The organism is Acinetobacter sp. WCHA29 (assembly GCF_002165335.1).
GTDB lineage: Bacteria > Pseudomonadota > Gammaproteobacteria > Pseudomonadales > Moraxellaceae > Acinetobacter.
Genome location: NZ_NHRQ01000008.1, coordinates 1 through 24,909, shown reverse-complemented (window position 1 = coordinate 24,909; position 24,909 = coordinate 1). Strand labels below are relative to the sequence as shown.

Sequence of the window (24,909 nt, the reverse complement as noted above, 5' to 3'; positions counted from 1 at the left end):
TTCGCTTTTGAATGTTCGTCGCATGCCTTTAGCCATACGTTTATTTTTAACGCTATTACTGACTACCTTAGTGATTGCAACAATCAGTTTAGGGGTATTGCATTGGACCATGCAAAAGAACTTCGCACGTTATGTTGCTGATGTGGAAATGCAAAAACTAGATCGTTTGATTGCGAATCTAGGTAATGTTTATACGGTTTATCATGACTGGGGGAATGCCATTCAGGCGCAGATTTTACAAATTGAAGGGAACGCAGCACCTGATGATTATGATCGCTTGTCTCAGTGGTGGTTGCGCCGTCAGTATGATATTGCCTTACAACAACGTTATTTTAATGACCATACCTTATTAACGCTTTCCCCCACTTTAGCTCAAAACAACACCGAAATAAAAAATCGTCAGATTTTTAACGATGAAGAATTAAAGATTCTTAAACAAAATTTACCCTCAGAATATCAACCCTTTGAAGGCTTACGTTTTCCTTTGAGTCCGAGCCAATTTCGGTTAAAGAAAGATGCGAAAGATGACAAGCAAGAGACCAAATCTAGTTCATCATCTGAACACGTTAAAAAGCGTTTTGTATCAATTCCAGATCGTTTAGGTTTAAGTTCAAGACTGTCTTTATATGATGAAAAACACCAATTTATTGTGGGTGAACCTGCAACTGATCAAATAGCCTACCGTCCAATTCTGGTCGATCAAAAAGTTGTGGGTTATCTCGGCTTAAAACCCGTATTGGATCAAGATGATGCATCAAGTATCAATTTCTTTAGTAATCAAAAGCGTTATTTGCTTTTAGTTTATGCCTTAACCGTGCTTTCTAGTCTGGTGGCGGCATTATTGATGGCAACTTATTTTAAAAAGCCAATTCAACGTTTGCTCAATGCGACGTTGGAATTAACGCGTGGAAATTACCAACATCAGGTTGTGATTAAGCGAAATGATGAATTGGGAGATTTATCGAATCAACTGAATCATTTGGCTGATATTTTGCATCAGCATGAAGAGTCTCGCCGTCAATGGGTCGCAGATACTTCTCACGAATTAAAAACGCCTTTGGCTGTGTTACAAGCACAGATTGAAGCGATGCAGGATGGAATTCGTAAAGCAACACCCGAGCATCTTGATGCAATGATGCGTCAAGTGAGTAGTTTAAAGAAGCTAACACAAGATTTGTCTGATTTGGCGCAGGCAGATGCGCAGCAGTTGAAATGCTATTTTGCTGAAGTCAATCCATGGGATGTCGTACTGCAAGAAGTTGAGAATTTTAAACCTACATTTGAACAAAAGCAGTTTGATGTTTCACTCTCAGGCGAAGGAATAAGCCTATCTTTAGATCGAGATCGTTTTAAACAGATCATTGTTAACTTGCTTGGAAATTGTGTACGTTACACAGAACAAGGTGGAAAAATACAGATTCATACTCAACAAAATGAGCATGAATGGATATTGTATGTGGATGATAGCCCATTTGGGGTAAGTGATGAGCAGTTGGCGCGTTTAGGCGAGCGTTTCTATCGTGTGGATGATTCACGCACACGTAGCACTGGCGGAACGGGTTTAGGTTTGGCTTTGTCTTGTAAGCTTGCGCAGGCTTTAGGTGGTTCACTTACTTTTAATCATTCACCTTTAGGTGGATTGCGTTGTGTGCTGACTTTCCCAAAATTAATTAAATAACTTTTTTGATCCTCTTTGCTTGAGGACGATGGATAGGATGAAAACCATGAAGCATATTATGTTGGTTGAAGATGAAGTTGAACTAGCGCAGTTGGTTCGTGATTATTTAGAGGCGGCTGGTTTTGAAGTCAGTATGTTTCATGATGGTCAGGATGCTTATACCCAGTTTCAACAACGTAAACCTAGTCTCATGATTTTAGACTTGATGGTTCCTCGTATGGATGGTTTAACCATTTGCCGTAAAGTACGTGAACAATCTGATTTACCGATTATTATGGTAACTGCGCGTACTGAAGAAATTGATCGTGTTTTAGGCTTAAATATGGGGGCAGATGACTATATTTGTAAACCATTTAGTCCGAAAGAGTTGGTTGCACGTGTACAAGCTGTTTTACGTCGTTTAGAGCGTAAGGCAGAACCTGATCAAAATGATTTATTTCGTATCGATAAAGCACAGCAACGTATCTGGTATCAACAAAAAGCCCTAACTTTAACGCCAACTGAATTCCGCTTATTAGAATTATTCTTGGAGCATCTCGGTCAAGTCTATTCACGTGCGCAATTATTAGATCATATTAATCCAGATAGCTTTGATGTGGCAGATCGTGTAATTGACAGTCATATTAAAAATCTTCGTCGTAAAATTACTGAAGCTGCTGAAACGGGTAATCGTCATGAATGGATTCAAGCGGTTTATGGTGTAGGTTATCGTTTTGAATATCCTGATGAGTAAAATATAAAAGCCCTTTTGTAAATAAAGGGCTTTTTATTAAATAATAAATTGTCATTATAATTATAAGTAGCTATTATTTGTTCAAAGTCAATATATGACTTTTATTAAGTCCTAAATTTAAAAATTTAGATAATAATTTTATTATAAAAGGGGTGTCAAATGTTTAAAAAAACATTGTTAGTTTTAGCTTGTTCAGCCATTTTAACTGCTTGTGGTGGAGGCGGTGATTCATCATCAAATAATGGTCCTAATAATCCTGAAAATCCAGCTATTCCAGCTATTCCAGCATCAGATCTGGATAAGGCAAAGCAATTGGTAGATACAACAAATACGATTATTAGTTATTTTGATAGTTTTGATGGATTGCAATCACAATACCAGCCAACATTTGATGCAATTAGTGATGCTGGTAGTGATATCGGTAATGCTAGTAGCTTGATTTTGACTTTAGCTTCATTGGCACAACAAGATGCGCAGAATTCAACTCGTGAATATAATGCGGCTCAATTAGAAGCATTATTGAAAGAAGATTCAACGTATGGGGAATATTACTATCCTGATTATCAGTTGAGTAATAATACCCTTAAAGTCAGTGTGACACCGAATTCAGTGACTGTAACAGGTGAAGTTACAGCTAAATATTGGACAGATTATGTTTGGGACTCTAAAACTCAGACAGGTCATGACGTTTTTGGTGATGAAGCCAAAGTGACTGTAACCAATTTGAAATTAGAAGCACCATTCTCTGCATCTCAATCAACTTACGATTTTAAATTGGTTGCTGGTGGAAAAATTGCCACTAAGAATGTTGTGAATGAAAAAGAAGCAATTTTGGCAGTAAATAGTAATAGTACTGCTCAGGTTGTTTATAACAATCCAGCAAAATTGGGTGATCGTTCTAGTGATCAACTTCCTAATACTGCGCAATTTAAGTTTTCGAATGTTGTATTGACTGCTGTAGGTACAGGCGCAGAGTTGAGTTTAACTGAGTTTTCAAGTAAGGCGACGCAAGTTCAATTTAAAGATGGTTTAAGTACATCCACAGAAATTATTCCTACTGAACTGAACTTAAAAGGTAAGGCTGTTGCTGGAACTGAGAACCTGAACTTAGATGCAAGCATTAAATTAAACAATGATTTGTCAAAACAGATTGATGTGACTAATGGTGAATCTGCTGCAGCATTTATCAATGCGGACCTTAATGTGAAACTCAGTGGTAATGTCAAGGGTGGTGGCACAAGTATTAAACCATTTAGTGTTGATTTAACTGCTAAACGTAATGAGTATCAAAAAGGTACAGCAACGATTAAGGTTGCTGTAGATAAAGATGCGCTTACGGCTGACTTTAAAACAGATAATTTGATTGGTAATGATCCTAATGCGGCGCATGAGCCAACTGTATGGGCAAAACTGTCTCATGCCAATGGTGCTTATGTTGAAATTGCTGATCTTGACAAGTTTACGTCAGCACAGATCAAAGTGGGTAACACCTCATACGCTACAGTAAGTAAAGTCTCAAATAACGTATATTCTGCAAAATTCATAGATAATACTGTTAAAGCGATTGCACCATAATCATGAAAAGGAGAGGGGGAGTAATATCCCCTTTTTTTATGCTCAAAAAAAGTCTAGCTGTATTGGGAATGCTAATTCCTTTCTATTCCAATGCCCAGGAAAAAATCTATTATCACGTACTGGCAGATGTATATAGCCAACCTTTGTCGATTCACGCATTTACAGATGATTGGGATGACCCAAACTTTAAATCGGGAAAAAATGCATTTGCCCATGGCCTAATGCAGTTGGGTGTTAAACAGGGACAATGGGATTTTAGCTGGATTTGGCGTTACGATTATGTACTGCGATTTAGTCCAGACACTGCGAAATTATATTATCAAGTTAAAAATGATAAACTGATTGATGCCAATACCCAATATAATTTGCAACTTGAGGCACAGCACGTTGATACGGTTGGGTCACGTTTGGCCTATACATGGCAATTGAGTCCGAACTGGAGTTTAACAACGGGTGCAACTGCATTAATTGGGCGCCATTATGTGGATGGTCAAATTAATGCTTTGGCTCAAACAACTGATCAAAAGCAACTCATGGATCGCGTTAAATGGCTAAATGGCCAAATTGACTATAGTTATGATCAGCCTGCATTAAAAGAAGACAAAATGGGCTGGAATGAGCGAGCGAATCATGGATATGGTTTTGCATTTGATACTTCATTACAAGGGACCATTGCGAATCACTGGAAAGTAAATATCAATATTCAGGATGCTTTGGCTTATTTATATTGGCAAGATGCACCCTACACCCAATATCAGATTGCTTATGATCAGGATAAGCGTCCACGATTTGATATTCAGGGACAATTTAATAAGTATCATCAATATACGCAGAAGCTGCCTTTTAAAATTTATACTGATCTAAATTATCAGTCAGATCAGAATTGGCGTTTAGGTATGAGTTCAATCAGCAATCAATATAGTAGTCTTTGGCAATTGAACGCTTATTGGGATACAGGTGTAGAATTGGGAATCCATTTTGAACCTCAGACCCATGCTTTAGGCTTATCAGTACAGCATCAAAATTTTGGCTTGAAATATATTGCAGATGATCTAAATACCAATCAGGCCAAGAGGATGGGCGCTCAATTTTTTGCCCAGTATCAATGGTAGAGACTAAGCAAAATAATAATCCACATCTAAGCTCAAACCTAGCATAAACAATTGTCTAGGCTCTAGACCAGCAGAATAGATATGTTAGTCTAGAGCCATAAAAATATTCACTGTAGCTTTGTTGTTGTGACACTATTTTTTGACTCTTAAATGAACAACTCACCTGAACCGCGATAGCGGCGCAAGGGAACTCAAACTGTTTAGAATTAAGATGAACAACTTACCATCACCTCAGGCACATCACTTGGTAAAGGTGCAATATCCTGTTCAGTTTCCAACTCTGGCTGTTTTTGATAAGGTTGATTGAGTAGCTTAAATAAACGATCAACTTCACTAAAATCACCACGTTCGGCTTGTTCAATCGCTTTTTGTGCCATGTGGTTGCGTAAAATATAATGAGGATTAGCGCTTTGCATAACTCGATCTAATTCGTCTGTATCTTGAGTTTTGCGTATCTCCTGATATTGATGGAGAAAAGCATCAAACTGACGTAGATCTAAGCAATCATCACGGAGTGTTTTATATTCCTTGTTCTGTAGCCGAATAAAACTTTGCGTATAGTCGAGTTGTTCCGCTTGTAAAATTCGCAAGAACGCAAAACTACAATCTAAACTGTCTTTATGAAAATGGGGGAGTCCCATCTTCTCGCAGAGTCCTTGACCATAATGATGTAAAAAGATTGGTTCAAATTGTTCTAAGCAAGTCGCTAAATCTTGTTTGAATTGTTCTTTATGCTCAGGCTTAGCTAAAGGAATAAGATTGTTCAACCATGTCCACAAATTCCAGTGTCCAACACTGGGTTGGTTTTGATAGGTATAACGACCTTGGTAATCGGAGTGGTTATTAATCCAGTTCGGGCGGAAACGCTCCATAAATCCATAAGGACCAAAATCTAAGGTTGAGCCTGTAATATTTAAATTATCGGTATTCATTACACCATGTGCAAAACCGACTAATTGCCATTTGGCGATCATGATTGCTGTACGTTCAATGACAGCTTTAGCGAAACCCAGAACAGGGTTCTCAGCTTCTAGGCATTCTGGATAATGCCATTCGATACACTTTTGCGTAAATTCAGTTAAAAGTTCAGGTGCATATTGGTTGATCCACTCAAAATGACCTAAACGAATATGACATTCAGACGTGCGTAATAACATTGCCCCAAGTTCTAAAGTCTCACGTTGTACGCCTTGTGTCGATGTGGTGAAACCAACCGCATGACTAGATGCTACGCCAAGAGCATTGAGTGCATGTCCAGCTAAGTATTCTCGAATAACTGAACGAAGCACGGCACGACCGTCCCCCATACGAGAGTAGGGCGTTGAACCTGCACCTTTCAGATGTAGATCAATGGTTTGTCCATGTTGATTTAGAATTTGTCCAATCAATAAACCACGCCCATCCCCTAATTGTCCTGCCCATTGTCCAAACTGATGTCCTGCATAGACCATGGCCAAAGGGGAAAATTCGGCAAAGGTTTTTTGCCCGCTACAAATCTCAACCCAATTGGCCTTGTCTTCATCACTCCATTGCAACTCATTTGCCAAGGCCTCATTGAAATGACCTGCCTTTGCGCCACGTAAAGGGCTGGGCTGTTGCTGATGATAAAGCTTTGAATTGAGAGATGAATAGCGAGGATTGAAATGCATAGGTCAATATCATGGCAAGGAACTGAATGATGACTATAACAAAGATAGGTCTAAAATAGTGAATTGTGCTTATGAGCGAAGCCTTTAAATAGGCATAAAAAATGGCCTCTAAAGAGACCATTTTATTGAATGTTTTTTATTCCGAAACTGGTGCTTTTTTGATATTACGCACTAATGTTTCTAAACATTCGCGATGGTGTGCAAGGCGATGTTCAAGGAGTTGGAAATCAACTTTAAGCTTATGATCCATTTGATGGATTTTTTCAGCCATTGCCGCTTTTTTCGCTTGTAGTTCTTGCTCTTTCAATTTAGCCCAATCATTTAATGTATTGGTAAATGCTTCATATTCTTGAGCAATACGTTGTTTCATCTGAGCGATATCAGTATTTACATCGTGACCATAAATCGCGAGGTCTTGTTCAGCATATTTAAACTTCATCGCAAGCTCTGCTTTTTGGATATTAAAGCTTGGAATACGACGTAAGTTTTTCGCTAAGCCTAACTGAGAACTCGTCCAAATTAACCATTTTGTAGGATCATATTGCCACCATTTTACGCCGTTACGATAATCGTATTGGAAAATATGGTGATAGTTATGATAGCCCTCACCCCAAGTGAGGATGGCTAAGATGAAGTTATCACGTGCAGTATTTTCGTCAGTATAAGGGCGTTTACCCCACATATGACAGAGTGAGTTAATGAAGAAAGTGACATGGTGACTCAGGAATAGACGAACTAAACCGCCTAAAAGCAACACGCCCCAAATATCATTCACCAACCATCCAATCGGTAATAAAATACCGGCATGAACAGCAATAACTAAAGGAACATAATATTTATCTTGGAACATGACTAATTTGTCATTTAACAAATCAGGTGCATTTTTATAATTTGGTTCGGCAGCAGGGTAGTTACGTAACATCCAACCCATATGTGCATACCAGAATCCATTATTAATCGAATATGGATCTTGGTCTACATCGTCAACATGACGGTGATGTGTACGATGACCTGAAGCCCAAAATAAGATACTATTTTGAACTGCAAAAGTACCCATAATCATAAGAATGATTTTTAAAGGTAGGGTTGCTTCATAAGCACGGTGTGCCCATAAGCGATGATAGCCAGCAGTGATACCTAAACTGCTTACACCTAGTAAGACAAACATGCTAATCCATGCGCCCATACTAAAGTCATGATAATAGGTATAAATTGGAATCGAAATGAGCGCAACAACTGGTAAGAATACCAGTGCGAAAATTGCAATCCAATTAATGGGTGCTTTCTTGAGTGGGGCGGAAGTCATATCCGTCAGCGCTCCTAAAAACCTTGTTTACACAAGATATAAAAACCAAACGAGATAGCAAAACCAATCATGACGATATATTGCTATTTTATGTTCGATATTAGCATGCTCAGATTAGATAACACTAGCATTATTCTACAGTTGTACTGAAAGAACAGTAACAGAATTCGTTTGTTGAATTAATCAATAAATTAAAAGGCGAAATAAATCAATGTCAGAACAAATAAGCGTGAAAAATACAATTTATTCTTTGAATAAGTTTTTTCACAAAACTTTAATATTATCTTGTGCTTTGCTACTTACTTCATGCCAAAGTCAACCGACACAGATCACTAAAAATAGCTTACATCCAAAACGTGTAAGTGAATTGCCTCCTATGCAAGTTCGTAAAAGCAACGATGGCATTCAAGAGGTGAATTGGCAAATAACCATGATTCAAAATAAACGTGCTTTATTCTTCAATCAATACCCAAGTTTTATGCTGAATTCAGTGACTAAAACCATTTCAGGTCATACGGGCTGCAATAACATTTATGGAAGTTATCAATATGATCTTAGCCAAAGGAAAATGAGTTTTGATGTGAGAGCGCAGCACTTAAGTTGTGATAAAGCATTAGCACAAGAAGCAGATCTGATGGATGCGATGCAGCGGATTGAACGTTTCCAAATTGAAGGGACGAATTTGTATTTATTAGATGCGAAAGGGCAGCGTTTAATTCAGGCGCAATCTAAAAAATAAAATTAGTTGTCGGAATAAATTCCATACTTTTATAAAGTTAGATGTTGCAACATGGTGCTCGGGAAATCAGTGATTAACCCTTGAATGTCCAATTGTTGTAGATGTTTGGCACGTTCAACGTCATTAACTGTCCAGACACTCACAGCAAGTTCTGCTTGCTGTGTAAACTGAATGATTTGATCAGTTGCCAGTTGATCTTTCCAACCAATTTGGTGGCACTCATATTGTTGAGCAAGCTCGATTGCGTATTCCCCAATTGGAATTTCAACCAATAGACCACGTTTAAAATGACTTTGATGTTGTTGTAATGCCGCTAAAATTTTTACATCAAAACTCGTGATTGTGGCAGTTTGTTCAAAGCCGACTAAATCTTGGTGTAATTGTAGAATTAAACGCTCAGCCGCTACTTCATCTGCAACTGCTTTAATTTCAACTTCAATATGTTCAAAATCAGTTAAACAATCCATTACATGGGGCAGGCTAGGTGTGTATTCTTCAAATCCCCAAACCTGCCATTGATGGCGATGATCAAATTGCTGAGCTTCAGACAAATTACAGCTTTCAACATGCTGTGATTTACCCGTGGTACGAACAAAATCATCATCATGAATCACCACCAATTGGTCATCTTTGAGTTGACGCACATCAAACTCAACTGCACGTACACCTAAATCATGCAAGTAACGGAAGCCTCCTAACGTATTTTCAGGAGCTTCACCACGTGCGCCACGATGACCAATGATTCGCATTTTGATTTACCGTAAAATAATTATGCTTGATCAATACTATCATTAATGTTTTTTTGCCAAAGCACTTCACTACCGCCTTCTGCACGTTGCAAAGCACGTGAGGCAACAAATAACCAGTCGGATAAACGGTTCAAGAGTTGTAATGCAGTAGCTTGAATATTTTGATCACGATTGTGTACTGACATCAAAGTGCGTTCTGCGCGGCGGCATACAGCACGAGCTTGATGTGCATAACTACATGCTAGGCTACCCGAAGGCAAGATAAACTCTTTGAGCATCGGTAGAGATTCATTCATATGATCAATTTCTTTTTCGAGAAATTCGATACAAATTGGCTGGAGTAAGTGATAGTTGGGAATACAAACTTCGCCGCCTAAATCAAATAACCAATGTTGGATCAAGCTTAAACTTTTATCCCAATCAGCTTTATTTTCAATTTGAGATATACTGATTTGTGCTCTTAATACGCCAATCGTGGCATTGAGTTCATCTACATCACCTAGCGCATTAATTCGTAAGTCATCTTTAGCGACACGTGAGCCATCCCCAAGCCCTGTTGTGCCTGAATCACCTGTACGTGTATAGATTTTACTTAAACGATGTCCCATGAAGCTGTCCTACAAATAAAAAGGGGATAATGTCGGTCAGAACATTACCCCGAAATTGGAGTTAAGAAAATATTTTTATTGTCTAGATTGCACGATTAATAACGAAGAGTGACACCCACAGAAGCTTGGCGACCACCGTTTACATACCAACCATCACCAAAATTATCAGCAGTTCTGTACTCAACATCACCCATATTCTCAATATTACTGAAAACTTTAATATTAGGGTTGATATTCCAGTACATGTTTAAATCAACGGTTGCATAACCAGGAGCTTTAACTTTATTGGCATTATCTGCATAAATATCTGAGCGTGCGATAATTGAGGCGCTTATTCCATAAATTGAATTTTCAAGTCCAGTCGTTAAAGTAAGGGTCTGTTTAGGCTTATATGCAACTCTCAGATCAGTCTTTTTATCTTTTGAATCAACATAAGCGTATTCTGTGTTTAGGAATAGGTCATCTTTTTTCCATTTAAGACCTAGCTCACCACCATTGATTTCAGCTTTATCTATGTTGATATACGTTGAGTTCGGGCTTGAGTATTTATAGCTGATTAAATTTTTTATTTCAGTATGGTAAGCAGATAAAAAGGCATTTAGGTTTTGCCCAATTCTTTGATCTACACCAATTTCATAGGAAATACTTTCTTCTGGTTTGAGATCAGGATTACCATAGGTATTTCCATAGGACTTTTCTGAAAAATAATAGAGTTCTGTTAGGGATGGGGCTTTAAAAGCTGATCCGATATTGGCATAAATACTTGTTTCGGATAATACTTGATAACGAACAGCTCCTTGACCGATTGTATGTGTACCGAATAGTTCATTATCTTCAGTACGAACACCAACCTGAGTATTTAGCTTATCTGTCTTATACTGATGTTGAACATAATAACCGGTAGAATCGATACTTTGTTTTTTATCTTTTACATCATTACTTTTAAAATCTGATTTTAGATAAGTTACACCTGCGAGTAAATTATTCTTAGAGTCTATATTCCAGTTTAAGTTTAGATCACCTTCATTGTTTTCTGTATCAAAGTGGTTTGGATCACTATCTTTTACTTGTTGGTTATCAATAAAGTTTGAATAACGTGCAGATAATGTAAGATTTTCAGCAAAACCATATTGAATGCTTGAATTAATCAGGCGGTTCTCAAATATACGCTCTGCATTATTTTTGATAGTCATGTAATTGTAGAATTGACTCAGCCCTTCATTTTGACTGATTGACAGGTCAGTTTTAATATTCTTTTTATTGTCGTAACCTACTTTCGCACTATAACCTTTCTGATCATAAGCGGCTTTTTGATCTTTGCTTTGATTATCTAGTACTCGTGTTCCATCACTTTCTAAGCGCTGTCCTCTAATTTGTGCATAAAAACCATCTTGAATGAGGTCAGCTCCTGCAATAGCTTTATATGTATTATTTTCCCCATAGATACCTGTAATAAAACCGCTATTTTTTGTTGGAGTTGAGGTTATCATTTGAGCCACTCCACCAATTGCATCTGTTCCATATTGTACAGAGGCTGGACCTTTAAGAATTTCTATCTGTTCAAGATCAGATGAATCAAGAAATGATGGATAAATTGCAGCAAGGTGGTTTTGGCTATTTAGACGAGCGCCATCTTTTAATATGAGAGTGTGATTTGGTCGAGTTCCACGAATTGAGATTTCCGTGATCTGACCTATTCCGCCACTTTGTTTGACAAAAACAGAAGGATCACGCTGAATTAAATCTGATAAGTTGAGAGCAGGATTCTTTTCAATCGTTTTTTGATCAATCACAGTCAGACGTGCAGGAACATTCTTTAACTTTTCTTCAGAACGAGATGCCGTCACAACAATCGTATCTAGCGTCGCAGTTTTCGCGCTTGATTGATCTTGAGCAAAAGTAGTTGAAGAAAACCCCATCACAATAGCGATAGCACCAACTAAACGTGTCGGTTGAAAAATAGTAGACATGATGTCGCTCCATACATTCACCCGTCGTGAATGTTAAAGTGGAAATAAACAACAAGCAGGTCTCCGGACTTCACTATATCATCACAATGACGATGCTATTAATCATCTTCCCACATCATTCAGATGCAGTGATTTGGCGTTTAGCTAAGATTAATAATTCGGTGTTACCGTTGCGAGGGCAGTGTTGGACTTACACCAACTTCCCTATAAGCAAAAGAATGTGCTTTAGACTTGTTGCGAGATGATGCGAAGTATAGAGTGTTCACGTTTTTTAAACAATTGCATTTGGAAATGAACTTTGACCAAAGTATGTCAAATTGCTTTACAATGTGAGAGTAGTAAATAGTCATCTCAAATTGGACATCAAATGCGTCAAACCCAACTCCGAACTCGCGCCAAGATTTGTGGAATCACGCGGACTCAAGATATTGATGTTGTTGTGCAAGCAGGAGCAGATGCGATTGGATTGGTATTCTTTCCCCCAAGCCCGCGTCATGTCAGTATTGAACAAGCGCAAATTTTGGCAAGCTCAGTACCCGCTTATGTTCAGTTGGTCGGTTTATTTGTAAATGCAAGCGCAGAAGAAATCCAAACAGTGCTTGATTCAGTTCCGTTGGATGTATTACAACTACATGGCGATGAAACACCTGAACAATGCCAACAAATTGCGTTGCATTGCAAACGCCGTTGGTACAAAGCCATTCAGGTTAGACCTGATTTAGACATTTTGACCGAAATTCAACGCTATCAAGCTGTGGGAGCCAGTGCGGTTCTACTTGATGCGTGGCATCCTGATTTAAAAGGTGGAACAGGTCACTGTTTCGATTGGAATAAATTTCCAAAACTTGATATTCCACTAATCTTGGCAGGGGGCTTAACCCCTGAAAATGTGAGTGACGCTATTGATACTACAGCAGCTTTTGCTGTGGATGTCAGCGGAGGCGTAGAGTCCGCTAAAGGTATAAAAGACCAACAACTCATTGAAAAATTTATGCAAGGAGTCCAACGTGGATCAGCAAAACCTTAGTCAACAAAATCAGGCGATTGACTACACCCAGTTTCCAGATGCTCAGGGGCATTTTGGTATTCATGGTGGGCGTTTTGTGTCAGAAACGCTTATGGCTGCACTTGAAGACTTAGAACGTCTTTATGGTCGTATGAAAAATGATGCTCAGTTTTTAGCAGAGTTTGACCGTGATCTTGCGTTTTATGTTGGTCGTCCAAGTCCACTTTATCATGCTGAACGATGGTCTCAGCATCTCGGCGGTGCGCAAATTTACTTAAAACGTGAAGACCTAAACCATACTGGCTCTCATAAAGTAAATAATACGATTGGTCAGGCTTTATTGGCAAAACTGTCGGGTAAAAAACGAATCATTGCTGAAACAGGTGCAGGTCAACATGGTGTTGCGACCGCAACCATCGCTGCTCGCTTGGGTATGGAGTGCGTGGTGTACATGGGTGCTGAAGATGTAAAACGTCAGGCGATGAATGTCTATCGCATGCGTTTGCTTGGCGCAAAAGTTGTACCAGTGCAAAGCGGATCCAAAACTTTAAAAGATGCATTGAATGAAGCGATGCGCGATTGGGTCACCAATGTTGATACGACTTATTATGTCATTGGTACGGTTGCTGGTCCGCACCCATATCCACAGCTTGTACGTGATTTCCAATCAATCATTGGTCGTGAAGCACGTCAACAGATCCAAGCACAAGCAGGACGTTTACCTGATGCCTTGGTTGCTTGTGTGGGCGGAGGTTCAAATGCAATGGGCTTGTTCTATCCATTCCTGAATGATCAGGATGTGAAAATGTACGGCGTTGAAGCGGCAGGTTTCGGCATTGAAACAGGCAAACACTCAGCGCCATTGAATGCAGGCCATGTGGGTGTATTACATGGTAACCGTACTTACCTCATGTCGGATGAGCAAGGTCAGATTATTGAAACACATAGTATTTCAGCAGGTTTGGATTATCCAGGTGTTGGTCCAGAGCATAGTTTCTTAAAAGATATGCATCGTGTTGAATATGTTCCAATTAAAGACGATGAAGCCTTACAAGGCTTCCGTGATTTAACACAGATTGAAGGCATCATTCCTGCGCTTGAAAGTTCACATGCGATGGCTTATGTCACTAAACTTGCCCCAACGATGTCGAAAGACCAAATCATTATTGCCACCGTTTCGGGTCGTGGCGATAAAGACTTAATGACTGTTGCAAAAATTGATGGTATTCCGATGGTCGACTTATAATATCGAATATTTGTATGATAGTATTGTATAAATAGTGTCCCTAGACAACATCGATATTTATGTTGTGACTGGTTGTACATGGACGTATAACACGATAATAATCATACAGGACTGCGGAGGATGAAATACCCTCTACTCAAACATATTAATAAAATTTTTCTTGCAATGTTGGACTGGGATTTGGTTAAAAAATCTCAGGCCATATTGTGGTATGCCAGTTTTACCGGCCTTATCATCTATTTTATGCAAATAAAATATATGTATCATCCTTTGGCAAATACAGGGTTGTTACTTAAATTTCAGTGGTTATATCCTGGTATATTTTTTCTAAATACTTTCTTAATTTTATTTGGCTTTTTTATTAAAAATAAACCAGAAGCACATATTTATTATGTGTTGTTTTTGTCTGTTTATTATCCATGTTCATTGTTGGGTTTACCTATAGGTATTGGGCTGTTAAATCTCCTTAATGGGGTGATCTTCATGGGGATTATACTGACTGCATTATTATTATATCCCCGATTTGTGGTGTATTTTGGCCTGATTGTCTATGTTGCCGTATATTACCTTTTATCTGTGCTGACGGTGACTGGGTATTTGGATTATGCAATTGCGTATAAACCTTATACCTTGATGCATAAAGATGTGCAAAATGCTCAGATTATTTATTCCATGTTTTATACAACATTATATGCAGCATTTACGATTACTTTATTTGATATTAGTGTAGAGCGTTGGCGCAGATATAATTCAAAAATACAAAAGCTAAGCTGTACCGATGAGTTGACAAGTTTGCTTAATCGTCGTGGGGTGAATCAAATTATTGATTTACAGATGCAACAGGCACAAATTACCCATCGAGAAACATCATTGATTATGGTGGATATTGATAATTTTAAAAATATTAATGATCAATATGGACATCATCAAGGAGATTTGGTTTTAAAACATGTCGCAAATATACTGCGAAAAAATTTACGAGCCAGTGATGTGATTGGACGTTATGGTGGTGAGGAATTTGTCATTTTATTACCATTTACCTCTATTGAAAATGCAGTGTTGGTGGCAGAAGTATGTCGTAAAGCATTAGAGCAAACCGCAGTTGAAGTGAAAGAAAATGAAATGCTTTATATCAAGGCGTGTTTTGGGGTAAGTAGTACAGCTTTTAGTGGTTTTGATTATACAGGCTTGTTTGAGCAAGCAGATAAGGCGTTGTACGAGGCGAAACACAATGGTAAAAATCAGGTCAGAACGGCATTTACGTTATAATTGAGTTGGGGAAAATCTTGTGAAATTGATACAGAAAAATGGTCAGCCTCGTTATGGGCGTTTTGATCAGATACCTTCACAGATCAATTTGGACGACTATATTTATAAAACGCCTTATGGCCAAGTACTAAAAGGCTGGCGCAAGCAGCTTAAATATAAGAAATTTAAATTCTGTGGTTTACAACATGAGCATTACAGCATTGGTATTGCAATTGTCGATCTATCATGGGCAGGGCATGGCTTTTTCTATGTTTATGATCATCTTTCTAAAAAAGTAATCGAATGGAATGCGATTCAGCCATTAGCTTTAAAAACCCAACTCGATGAACAACCTTTATTTAGTCAAAGCTATTTTAAAAAATCGGCTTATCAATTTGATATGCAACACGCCAATGGTGTGCGTTATATCCAAGTAACCAAACATGGTGAAGTACAACTGAAAGCGCGTATTTTTTGTGCAGGTACGGATGTACTCAGTTTATGTAGCCCAACAGGGATTAATGGTTGGACATATACGCAAAAACAAACCACTTTGGCAGTAGAAGGCTTTTTCATTAGCCCAGATCAACAGCAGATCGAGTTCAATGCGCATAGTCTTGCTGCACTCGATGATACCTGTGGTTTTTTACGACCTGAAACCGCTTGGTTTTGGTTGTCTTGTCAGTTCCGTGATGCAAATGATCGCCGCATTGGCTTGAATCTCGCATCAGGTGTCAATGAAAGTTTTGGTAATGAAAATGCATTGTGGGTTGATGGTCGTTTATATCCACTCACTGATATTTTATTTGAGCAACAAAATGAAAATTGTTGGTCAATTCGTTCTTTGGATGAGCGATTAAATTTGCTCGTTGAAACAGGTTGGTGTCGTTTTGAGAATATTAACCTACGCCTGATTGGTAGTCAGTTTAATCAGTGGCAAGCGAAAGTCTGCGGTACGATTGAACATGAAAATGTTGAACTGGTGATGTTAAATCAAGAATATGGGTTGTTAGAACAGCATTATGCGAAGTGGTGATAATGACAGAAAGAATCCCCTAAATTCAAAGGGGATTCTTTTGATACGTGAATTAAAGCCCTGCTTGCCAAAAAGCTTCACCCGCAGCAATTGGATCATTGGTCTTCGCTAAAGTATTAACCCAAACATCGTACTGACGAATAACAGGATGTTGATTTGGATGGAAATCCTTTTTAAACCAGTCACTATATTGAGATCTTTTTGCAGTCAAAATACCGTTACGACCGAAGAACCACGGTAAACCTTTACGTGCCATATCAAAGCGTTGTCTTAAATTAAAACCATCAGTTTTTAGCATTACATCCGTACGATACAAAGTAAAACCAAACATCATGACGGTGGTAAAGAGCAGTGCAAAACGTCGAGTTGCTTCTGGTACATCACCGACTTGCTTCATCACATCAAAAGCAACATCACGATGTTCCATTTCTTCAATCGCATGCCAAGCGAATAGCGCACGAACAAATGGATCTGCCTCCGCTAAAGTCTCTTTTTTACTATAAAAAGTATCTGCCATTAACGCAGTTAAATGCTCTGCAGCTGCGGTCATGGCAATGTTGTATTGAGCTGAACGGTTTTTTAATTCAAATCTAAAAATCTTTTTCAACCGTGCAGTGAATTGATCTACAGGCATGCCTTGCTCTTTCATGATCTGATTCATTTTGTCATGTGCAATACCATGCTGCGCTTCCTGACGGATAAAATCAGCCACACGTTCTTGCAAGTCAGGATCATTAATTTTGTCACGGAATAAACGCACACATTCAATAAAATAGCGTTCGCCATCAGGGAAGGTTAGGCTTAATGCATCAAACATACGAGTACGAAATGGATCACCACCAAACCAAAAACGTGGTGCCTGATCTAAATGGAAATCTAGTTTTGTTCTAACAACTGGCTCAACTTGATAGGAAACGTGTGCATTCATTTTTTGCTATTCCTTGTCTTTTCTTCATGAACTCAGTATGGAAAAAGTCCGATGAAATGTTTTGACAGTTACAGCCAAGTTTTATACAAATAACGACAGATCAGGATGAGATCGGCATATGTCAGTTAAAATTATTATTGGATACCTGCGATTATTTAATCGTGTTTTACAACAAGAACAAATTGATTTGTCTAAAGTTGTTGCGCCTGAGCTTTGGCAAGCTTTTCATACTTGCTTGCAAAATCCAGATGAGCATGATTTTGATGTCGAACGTTATGCGTTGCTTTTGCAATCTGCACAAGCTTATTTCCCTCGACCGATTACATTAGTATTGGCTGAACATGCCAATTTGCAAGATTTGGGTTTAATGGGTTATTTGGCTTCAACCAGTTTAGATCTGCAACAAGCGTTACAGCTTTTACAACGTTATTATTCTTTGGTTTTTAAACAGACCAATTTAGAACAACTGAATGTTCAGCAGTTTTCTGATTATATTCAAATTGTTTGGGGAGCATCCTATAGTGATTATCGGGAAATGTATGAGCTAAATCTGGCGCTGATCTTTAAAATTTCTCAGTCTATTGTACAAGATGCCCTCATTCCACCACAGATGATTCAATTTGGTTACGCACCACATACAGCTTTATATCATTTTGAAAAATTTTATGGTTGTCCGATCCAAATTCAAGCTGGACAATATGCAATTTGCTTTTCAAATCAAATTTTAAAAGCAAAAAGCATCGCTGCAGACCAACAATTAAACCATGTACTCTCGACTCAAGCTCAGCAATCACTGAATAGCATTGCTTCTTTTGAGATTCAGCAACAACAGTTCCGTCAAAAAATACAAACGCATATTGAACAAGGACTTTTACAACAAGAAGAACTACTGCTCAGTTATGTTGCTAAGCGTTTACATTGTTCAGAACGAACATTACAACGCCAACTCAAAACCTATCAGCTTAATTTTCAAAATATTTTAGATCAGTACCGTTTGGAACAAAGTAAACTGTATTTGCAACAGGGCAAATCATTGTCAGAAATTGCGGAACGTTTAAATTATGCTGATCAAAGTGCGTTTGGGCGGGCGTTTAAGCGTTGGACAGGTGTCACACCGAAGCAGTTTTTGAAATCTGTGAAATGATAAGCACAGAATATTGGTGAAATTTTTAACCCGAAATGTAGTTTGTAACGTTTATAACATTATCTAATTTGGGATTTGTGAGGTTGCTATGTGGGGGAAGAAAATATGGATAGGTATTTTTTCCATTGCTGGATTATTGACACAAAGTTCAGCGTTTGCTGCCAATATTGCGTTACTGGTGGGCATAGCGGATTATCCGCATGTTACCCACTTGGCGGGGCCAATCAATGATGTGGATGCCATGCAGCAGGTATTGAGTCAAAAGTGGGGCTTTAAAAAGCAGGATATGGTGATTTTAACTAATCAACAAGCCACGCAAAGCAATATTGTGAAAGCATTAAATGATTTAAAAAACCGTAGTCAGGCAGGTGATCAGGTTTTTATTTATTTTTCAGGGCATGGCACAAGCCGACAAGACAATAAAAATAAATTGCCACTGCCTTATAATAGTGGTGCATTTGTACCCTATGATTTTGATCTTGAACCCATTAAAAAGATGTTAGCAAAAGGGCAGGACACGACAGCACAGCTCAATCAGAGTCTGGTGATTGGGCGTGAACACATATTGCCTGTGATTGCGGAACTAGAGAAAACACGGGATGTGGTAATTGTGATGGACAGTTGTTTTTCTGCCAATGCAACCCGCAGCATTTCTTTAGCTCCAGTTAAAACTGTAAGTCGTCATATTCGCTTACCAACTCGGGCGATATCTGACGCTGATTTGCTAGCGATGGATATTGCACAGTTGCAGGCACAAATTAACCATAAACCAGAGCCTTATCCTTATCAAAATACCATTTCGATTGCAGCATCAGGTGAAGATGAAGAAGCTGCAGATTTGCCAGCAGTCGATTCAAAATTTGATGGCAAGGCACATGGTTTATTAACTGATGTTTTGTTAAGGGTGTTGGATGGCAAAATTGCCGCAGACCGTAATCAGGATGGTAAAATCAATTATGCTGAGTTACGTGAAGTCTTGACCAGTGAGGTGGGGCATTATTCTGACAAAAATCCGCAAACGCCAGTCATTCAACCCTTGATTAGTGAAGACCATGATAATATTACTTTCAAAACCTTGTTAAAACCACGCAAGATTGCGCCTGAAGCGACACAACAGACTGCACCATCACCTGTGGTTGAGGTATCAAATGATGCCCTGAATATTGGTGTGCAACAGGTTCAAAACCGTCAGGCACTGAATGAAATGTTGTCTGATCTTGGTTTAAGCGTTCATCAACAAAATAATGACTTTGTGATCATTGAGCATCCTGATTTAAAATTATGGACATTAGCCAATACTGCTTTAGAACCAATCACTGCAAAAACTACCCTCAGCGTCATACAACAACGGCTGAAAACAGAATTATGGTTAAGAACATTACAACAGCAACTGAAAAATCCTGCCCAATTACAGTTCACTACCACGCCTGAGTTAAAAGGAAATGGTTTTAAAATTGGGGAACAATTTAAATTCTTAAGTAAAGCTGCTCAAGATTATGCTTTGATTCTCTTTAATATTGATGCACAAGGTCAGTTCCACTTGCTTTACCCGATTGAAACACACGAGCATCGCATGTTTAAGGCAAGTCAGATTTTTACCACACCAAGTATTAATGCCCAAGCTCCAGTGGGCTTAGATAGTGTTGTAGCAGTGGGGGTGTCTCAGCCTTTATCTGAAGCACAGTTACAGCAACTCCTTTCGATTGCGGACAAAGATGTCAGTATTGAACATCCTGTGGTTCGGGCTTTGACCCAATGGTTGCAGCAAAGCCCACAAGCAGGGTTTCAACACATTACGTTGCGTACTTATCCTTAATCTTGAGTAAAAGGAAAAATTTGATGAAAAAAACAATATTGATGTTCGCTGGATTGGTGATGACATTTAGCGCAGTGAGCCACGCTGAAGATTGCCAGCAAGCCATCACTTTATATACCAGTAAAGCTATTCAAACGGCAGCATCGCCACAATTAGCCATTGAAAAAGCCAAACAAATTGCAGATTTATGCCCACATGTGGCTGATTTGCAAATGGCGTATGCCAGTACCTTACAAAAGGCAGGACAGTACTCTCAGGCATTGGCTGTATGGAAAACAGCGAAAGGGTTGACCTATTCCGCAGGACTAAATGCACAAGTACAACAGTATAAACGGGCTGAAATTGCGTTAAATACCTTAGAGGTACAATTGCAATTAAAGCAACGTATAGATGCCCAACTGAGTCTGGATGATTTAAAGGAAGATTATTTTAATACTACAATGTCACCTGAGTTGACAAAATTTGTACCACGTTATCAACAGCTTCGTCAGCAGTTTAATGACCAGATGACAACACAGCCTTTTAATGCTCAGGAATTGCAAACTTTTGTACAGACCAAACGTACACTTTCGGTTGAAGCCCCTGAAATTAGTTATCAAATTGCTTTTGATTTTAATCAGAGTCAGCCCAATATTAAGGGAATGCAGGTACTTGATCAGGTCGCAAAAAGTCTGGCAGATAGTCAGTTTCAGACCATTCAGGTGATAGGGCATACCGATCAACAAGGGGATGATGCCTATAATTTAAAACTTTCACAAAGACGGGCAGAGAGCGTGGTTCAACTGTTACAACGCAGCCAACCACAATTAAAGGGGCATTTACAGGCAATTGGTAAAGGTAAAACAGAATTACTGGCATATGGCACAACTGAACAGGATTATCGTTTAAATCGTCGGGTGGCTTTTATTTTTAAATAATGGCTGATAGATACTAAACTGGAAAAAACCTATGCGACAAAAAATAATGATGGGATGTGTGTTGATCATAGGGGTAATGACTTTATCAATAGCTCATGCCAAACGTGTGGCACTCTTGATTGGCAATGCGACCTATCAATATGAAAATCGGCTCAGTAATCCGATCAATGATGCGCTGTTATTACAAAATGTCCTTAAAAATGATCTTAAATTTGATGAGGTCAGACTGGTCAAAGATGCAGATATTCGGACTTTAAATCGGGAAGTTGAAGCCTTTAATCAGACGGCTCAAAATGCGGATGTCGCTGTGATTTATTTTTCAGGGCATGGGCAACAAGGAGAAAATCGCCAAAACTATTTATTGGCAACCGATGCCAAAATTGAGCAAACGGCTGATTTACGTTTAAGTACGGTAAGTTCTGATGATCTGGTCAGTGCGACTGAGGGGGCAAAAGCTCGTGTGGTCATTTTGGATGCGTGTCGTGACCGCCCGAACAGTGGTTTTAAAAGTGCGACCAAAGGTTTAAGCCGTGCTCCGATAAGTGGACAGGGGGTGTTGGTGGCGTATGCAACTGAAGCGGGTAAAGTCGCACAGGATGGCTCAACAGGTAATAGTCCGTATGCCAAAGCCTTAGCTCAGGCAATTCGTAAAAATGATAAATCTATTTTTGCCATTTTTGATGAAGTCGCTGATGAGGTTAAGGTGGCAACCAAAGGGCAGCAGTCACCTACCCGTGAGGGAAATTTGCGTATAGATGTTTATTTTGTCAATCCAGCAATTACGGTCACTCAAAATAATAATAAGAGGATAACGTATTCTGATGCTGAACTGATGTTTTGGGACAGCATTAAAGATGAAACTGAAGCTCGTGGTTATGTTGCCTATTTGCAACAATATCCAAATGGTCGTTTTAAAGCCTTAGCCAAAACTCGCATTCAAAAGTATTCGCCTGTTTATGCTTCTTTAATGTTGGATGATGATACAAAACTAACATCTCCTACACCATGATCATCTTGCTGTTTTTGCATAGTTTGCGGATTTCAATCATGGTATCTCAGGTAGCAGTGTAAGAATGCTAAATATCTTATTTAAGCCGTTCGCTTTGGTCAGTATTTTTTTATTTAGGGGTTAAATTATGGCAATTATGAATAAATTAAAACGATTATGTTATATCGGTAGTTTTTTGATATTAACTGGTTATCAACAAGAGGTTTATGCAGTCAATCGAGCACTTATTATTGGCAATAGTCAATATACTCATATGAATGCTTTAACTAACCCTGTACATGATGCGGATGCCATCAATAATACCTTGAAGAAATTAGGTTTTCAGACCACTGTCGTTAAAGATGCACCAAAACGTAAAATGTTAGAAGCTATTGATAGTTTTAGTCAGAGTATTGGTGCTGGAGATACAGTTATCTTTTTCTATGCAGGGCATGGGGCATCCATCAATGGCAATAACTATTTAATCCCAACCACTGCCAGTTTACCTGAAAAGGATATTTTCTTTGATGAAGAGTTTATTAATTTAGACAATAAAATTGCAAGTCGTTTATCCAGTAGTCCAGCCGCTTATAAAATTATGATTATGGATGCTTGCCGTAATAATCCAGTGGCACAAACCCGTAGCACAGGTACACGTGCCTTAGCAAGAATGGATATTTCACCGAATGCCGCAGGATTATCTATTTTATATTCAGCAAGTAAAGGACAAGAAGCAGCGGATGGTCAAACAGGGCAAACGAATAGTCCCTTTACCTTATCGTTATTAAAATATCTAAATACTCCAAATTTAACATGGGCAACTTTGGTTGAAGATGTCACCAATGATGTGGCTAAACAAACCAAAAAACAACAACAGGTTTGGCAAGAGGGTAATCCTTTAGCTCGTTTAGTGTTAAATGTTCAAGAGATTAAACCGCCTATTGAACCAGAAAATCCTGAGATTACAGCATGGAATCAAATTAAAAATAGTCAGGATATTGATGATTTTAAGAAATTTATTCAACGCTATCCAACGGGGTTATTTACTAGTGCTGCACAAGCGTTAATCATCCAACTTACTTCTTATCCTAATCGAGTAGAAAATGTCGTTGATTCCTCTCAATATGTTATTTTTGTAGAAAAAGATTCACCCGTCCTAAGAGAAAAGGATAAACAGCTATTGGCGCAGATTGCAGAAAAATTAAAACAATTACCCAATAAAGAACTTTTAATTCAAGGTCATACAGATGATACAACATGGACACGTCCTATAGCTGAACGTTTGTCACTGGCCATAGCAAGCTCTGTCAAGAATGTATTGGTCAATCAATATAAAATAGATGCCAGTCGTTTAAGTTCACAGGGCATGGCATGGAGTCGCCCAATTGCGTCTAATGAAACAGCAGCAGGACGTGCGCAAAATAATCGTATTGAAATACGTTTGGTTGATCAAACTAAAATCAATACAAAACCTCGTATTCATGCCGTTATTGTTGGGGCTGATGATTATAGTAGTATAGGGCGAAATCTTCGTTATTCCGTATCAGATGCTCAAGCAGTTTATCAACAAATGAAAAAACAGGTAGGACATTTATATAATGAAGGAGATCTAATCTTATTAACTAGTTATGCTCAAACCACTAAGCAAAGTATTCAGGATACATTGTTAGACATGCAGAAAAAAGTAAGTTTAGAAGACATTTTTGTATTTTATTTTGCAGGGCATAGTCATTATTATTCAAATGCAGATTTATATTTAATCCCCTCAGATATTGCATCATTGAATGAAAACCAAATTAAAAAAGATTCAATTTCTACGATGGAATTACAAAATTTATTGGTGAAAATTCCTGCTAAACAAAAAATGGTTTTTATTGATGGTATGACTGCCCGAGATCCATTTATTGCCCAAGCAACAGTTGACAGAATACAACGATCAACAGGAGCAAGTGTTTTTACCCCAGTTGAGATTGCAATAGAGTCATCAACGCTGAATGGTGGTACATTTACTTATACCTTATTACAGGCTTTAAAAGGTGATGCTGATCAAAATAAAAATGGTTTTGTTGATCATAGAGAATTAGGGGACTTTGTTAAAAAAGCTTACCCTCAGTATATAAAAATGGATGGTGGAAAAGAAGGAAGAGCTGCAATTAGTTTGGGTCAACAAAATTTACAGTTTAAAGTCAATTAAAGAATGTGGTCTAGTGGCTGTCGTGGTATTTGAGTGGAGACTGTAGTTGTCTGTAGGACTTACGCACTATCATTTATAGATTCTCTGTGGTAGCAGATGGTTTTTATCGAGAATAAAGTCATCAATGAAGTCTTTGATGATTGGTCTAAATAATTTCTTCTGCCAACGATATACATTTTCAAAGATCTGATCAAACTGGTTCTTTTGTATCTCGACGTAGGCCATCAAGGCTGAAAAAATATGATTCAAAATCAGTTTAGATCGTCT

20 protein-coding genes, 1 pseudogene and 1 riboswitch are annotated in these 24,909 nt (G+C 38.4%); of the genes and pseudogenes, 14 read left to right on the top strand and 7 right to left on the bottom strand.

What is annotated here, in order from left to right; translation table 11 throughout:
• The first annotated feature begins 7 nt into the window (after positions 1-7).
• The 4 genes from baeS to CDG59_RS15485 all read left to right on the top strand — a co-directional run bounded on the left by baeS (position 8) and on the right by CDG59_RS15485 (position 5,098).
• Positions 8-1,678: a sensor histidine kinase efflux regulator BaeS gene (baeS, locus tag CDG59_RS07575; RefSeq protein ID WP_087544590.1), complete on the top strand. Its 1,671-nt coding sequence runs from the start codon at positions 8-10 to the stop codon at positions 1,676-1,678.
• Between the two features lie 46 nt (positions 1,679-1,724).
• Positions 1,725-2,411 (top strand): response regulator, encoded by a 687-nt coding sequence (locus tag CDG59_RS07570; RefSeq protein WP_004664800.1) that lies wholly within the window; start codon positions 1,725-1,727, stop codon positions 2,409-2,411.
• A gap of 159 nt (positions 2,412-2,570) precedes the next feature.
• The gene (locus CDG59_RS07565; RefSeq protein ID WP_087544589.1) at positions 2,571-3,986 is read left to right on the top strand and encodes a hypothetical protein; all 1,416 of its coding nucleotides are present in this window, start codon (positions 2,571-2,573) and stop codon (positions 3,984-3,986) included.
• Positions 3,987-4,024: 38 nt separating this feature from the next.
• Entirely contained in the window at positions 4,025-5,098 is a 1,074-nt protein-coding gene (locus CDG59_RS15485) for a hypothetical protein (RefSeq protein WP_227519114.1), read from the top strand.
• Between the two features lie 206 nt (positions 5,099-5,304).
• Here CDG59_RS15485 and CDG59_RS07555 read toward each other — a convergent pair whose 3' ends face one another.
• Both CDG59_RS07555 and CDG59_RS07550 read right to left on the bottom strand, forming a co-directional pair.
• Complete coding sequence (locus CDG59_RS07555; protein ID WP_087544587.1) at positions 5,305-6,747, bottom strand: protein adenylyltransferase SelO; 1,443 nt, start codon at positions 6,745-6,747, stop codon at positions 5,305-5,307.
• 136 nt (positions 6,748-6,883) lie between these two features.
• Positions 6,884-8,053: an acyl-CoA desaturase gene (locus tag CDG59_RS07550; RefSeq protein ID WP_087544586.1), complete on the bottom strand. Its 1,170-nt coding sequence runs from the start codon at positions 8,051-8,053 to the stop codon at positions 6,884-6,886.
• A 211-nt stretch (positions 8,054-8,264) separates the two neighbouring features.
• Here CDG59_RS07550 and CDG59_RS07545 point away from each other — a divergent pair, with 211 nt between their 5' ends.
• On the top strand, positions 8,265-8,792 hold the full coding sequence (locus tag CDG59_RS07545) for an META domain-containing protein (RefSeq protein WP_087544584.1): 528 nt from the start codon (positions 8,265-8,267) through the stop codon (positions 8,790-8,792).
• A gap of 29 nt (positions 8,793-8,821) precedes the next feature.
• Here the strand turns inward: CDG59_RS07545 and CDG59_RS07540 are convergent, their stop codons facing one another.
• The 3 genes from CDG59_RS07540 to CDG59_RS07530 all read right to left on the bottom strand — a co-directional run bounded on the left by CDG59_RS07540 (position 8,822) and on the right by CDG59_RS07530 (position 12,119).
• Entirely contained in the window at positions 8,822-9,541 is a 720-nt protein-coding gene (locus CDG59_RS07540; protein WP_087544582.1) for a glycerophosphodiester phosphodiesterase, read from the bottom strand.
• Between the two features lie 20 nt (positions 9,542-9,561).
• Positions 9,562-10,149, bottom strand: coding sequence for a cob(I)yrinic acid a,c-diamide adenosyltransferase (locus CDG59_RS07535; RefSeq protein WP_087544581.1), 588 nt, complete (start codon positions 10,147-10,149; stop codon positions 9,562-9,564).
• A 95-nt stretch (positions 10,150-10,244) separates the two neighbouring features.
• Positions 10,245-12,119 carry a TonB-dependent receptor plug domain-containing protein gene (locus tag CDG59_RS07530; RefSeq protein WP_087544579.1) on the bottom strand — a complete coding sequence of 625 codons (1,875 nt, stop codon included), beginning with the start codon at positions 12,117-12,119 and terminating at the stop codon, positions 10,245-10,247.
• Between the two features lie 36 nt (positions 12,120-12,155).
• Positions 12,156-12,369, bottom strand: a riboswitch (cobalamin riboswitch).
• A gap of 117 nt (positions 12,370-12,486) precedes the next feature.
• Here CDG59_RS07530 and CDG59_RS07525 point away from each other — a divergent pair.
• From CDG59_RS07525 to CDG59_RS07510, 4 genes are all read left to right on the top strand, one after another.
• Positions 12,487-13,146: a phosphoribosylanthranilate isomerase gene (locus tag CDG59_RS07525; RefSeq protein ID WP_087544578.1), complete on the top strand. Its 660-nt coding sequence runs from the start codon at positions 12,487-12,489 to the stop codon at positions 13,144-13,146.
• A complete protein-coding gene (trpB, locus tag CDG59_RS07520; RefSeq protein WP_087544576.1) occupies positions 13,127-14,371 on the top strand; it encodes a tryptophan synthase subunit beta in 1,245 nt (414 codons plus the stop codon). The genes CDG59_RS07525 and trpB overlap by 20 nt, the downstream gene beginning before the upstream one ends.
• 483 nt (positions 14,372-14,854) lie before the next feature.
• Entirely contained in the window at positions 14,855-15,640 is a 786-nt protein-coding gene (locus tag CDG59_RS07515) for a GGDEF domain-containing protein (protein ID WP_227519113.1), read from the top strand.
• 19 nt (positions 15,641-15,659) lie between these two features.
• Positions 15,660-16,655 (top strand): DUF2804 domain-containing protein, encoded by a 996-nt coding sequence (locus CDG59_RS07510; protein ID WP_005162156.1) that lies wholly within the window; start codon positions 15,660-15,662, stop codon positions 16,653-16,655.
• A gap of 52 nt (positions 16,656-16,707) precedes the next feature.
• Here CDG59_RS07510 and CDG59_RS07505 read toward each other — a convergent pair whose 3' ends face one another.
• Positions 16,708-17,583, bottom strand: a complete 876-nt coding sequence (locus tag CDG59_RS07505) for a metal-dependent hydrolase (RefSeq protein WP_087544573.1) — start codon at positions 17,581-17,583, stop codon at positions 16,708-16,710.
• 118 nt (positions 17,584-17,701) lie between these two features.
• Here CDG59_RS07505 and CDG59_RS07500 point away from each other — a divergent pair, with 118 nt between their 5' ends.
• The 5 genes from CDG59_RS07500 (at position 17,702) to CDG59_RS07480 (ending at position 24,642) form a co-directional block, all read left to right on the top strand.
• On the top strand, positions 17,702-18,727 hold the full coding sequence (locus CDG59_RS07500) for an AraC family transcriptional regulator (RefSeq protein ID WP_087544572.1): 1,026 nt from the start codon (positions 17,702-17,704) through the stop codon (positions 18,725-18,727).
• 88 nt (positions 18,728-18,815) lie between these two features.
• Positions 18,816-20,543, top strand: coding sequence for a caspase family protein (locus tag CDG59_RS07495; protein WP_087544570.1), 1,728 nt, complete (start codon positions 18,816-18,818; stop codon positions 20,541-20,543).
• Positions 20,544-20,566: 23 nt separating this feature from the next.
• Positions 20,567-21,460 (top strand): OmpA family protein, encoded by an 894-nt coding sequence (locus CDG59_RS07490; protein WP_171295007.1) that lies wholly within the window; start codon positions 20,567-20,569, stop codon positions 21,458-21,460.
• 31 nt (positions 21,461-21,491) lie between these two features.
• The gene (locus CDG59_RS07485) at positions 21,492-22,469 is read left to right on the top strand and encodes a caspase family protein (RefSeq protein WP_087544567.1); all 978 of its coding nucleotides are present in this window, start codon (positions 21,492-21,494) and stop codon (positions 22,467-22,469) included.
• Positions 22,470-22,596: 127 nt separating this feature from the next.
• Positions 22,597-24,642, top strand: a complete 2,046-nt coding sequence (locus tag CDG59_RS07480; protein WP_087544566.1) for a caspase family protein — start codon at positions 22,597-22,599, stop codon at positions 24,640-24,642.
• Positions 24,643-24,711: 69 nt separating this feature from the next.
• Here the strand turns inward: CDG59_RS07480 and CDG59_RS07475 are convergent.
• A pseudogene (locus CDG59_RS07475) lies at positions 24,712-24,909 on the bottom strand (IS701 family transposase); the annotation flags it as partial.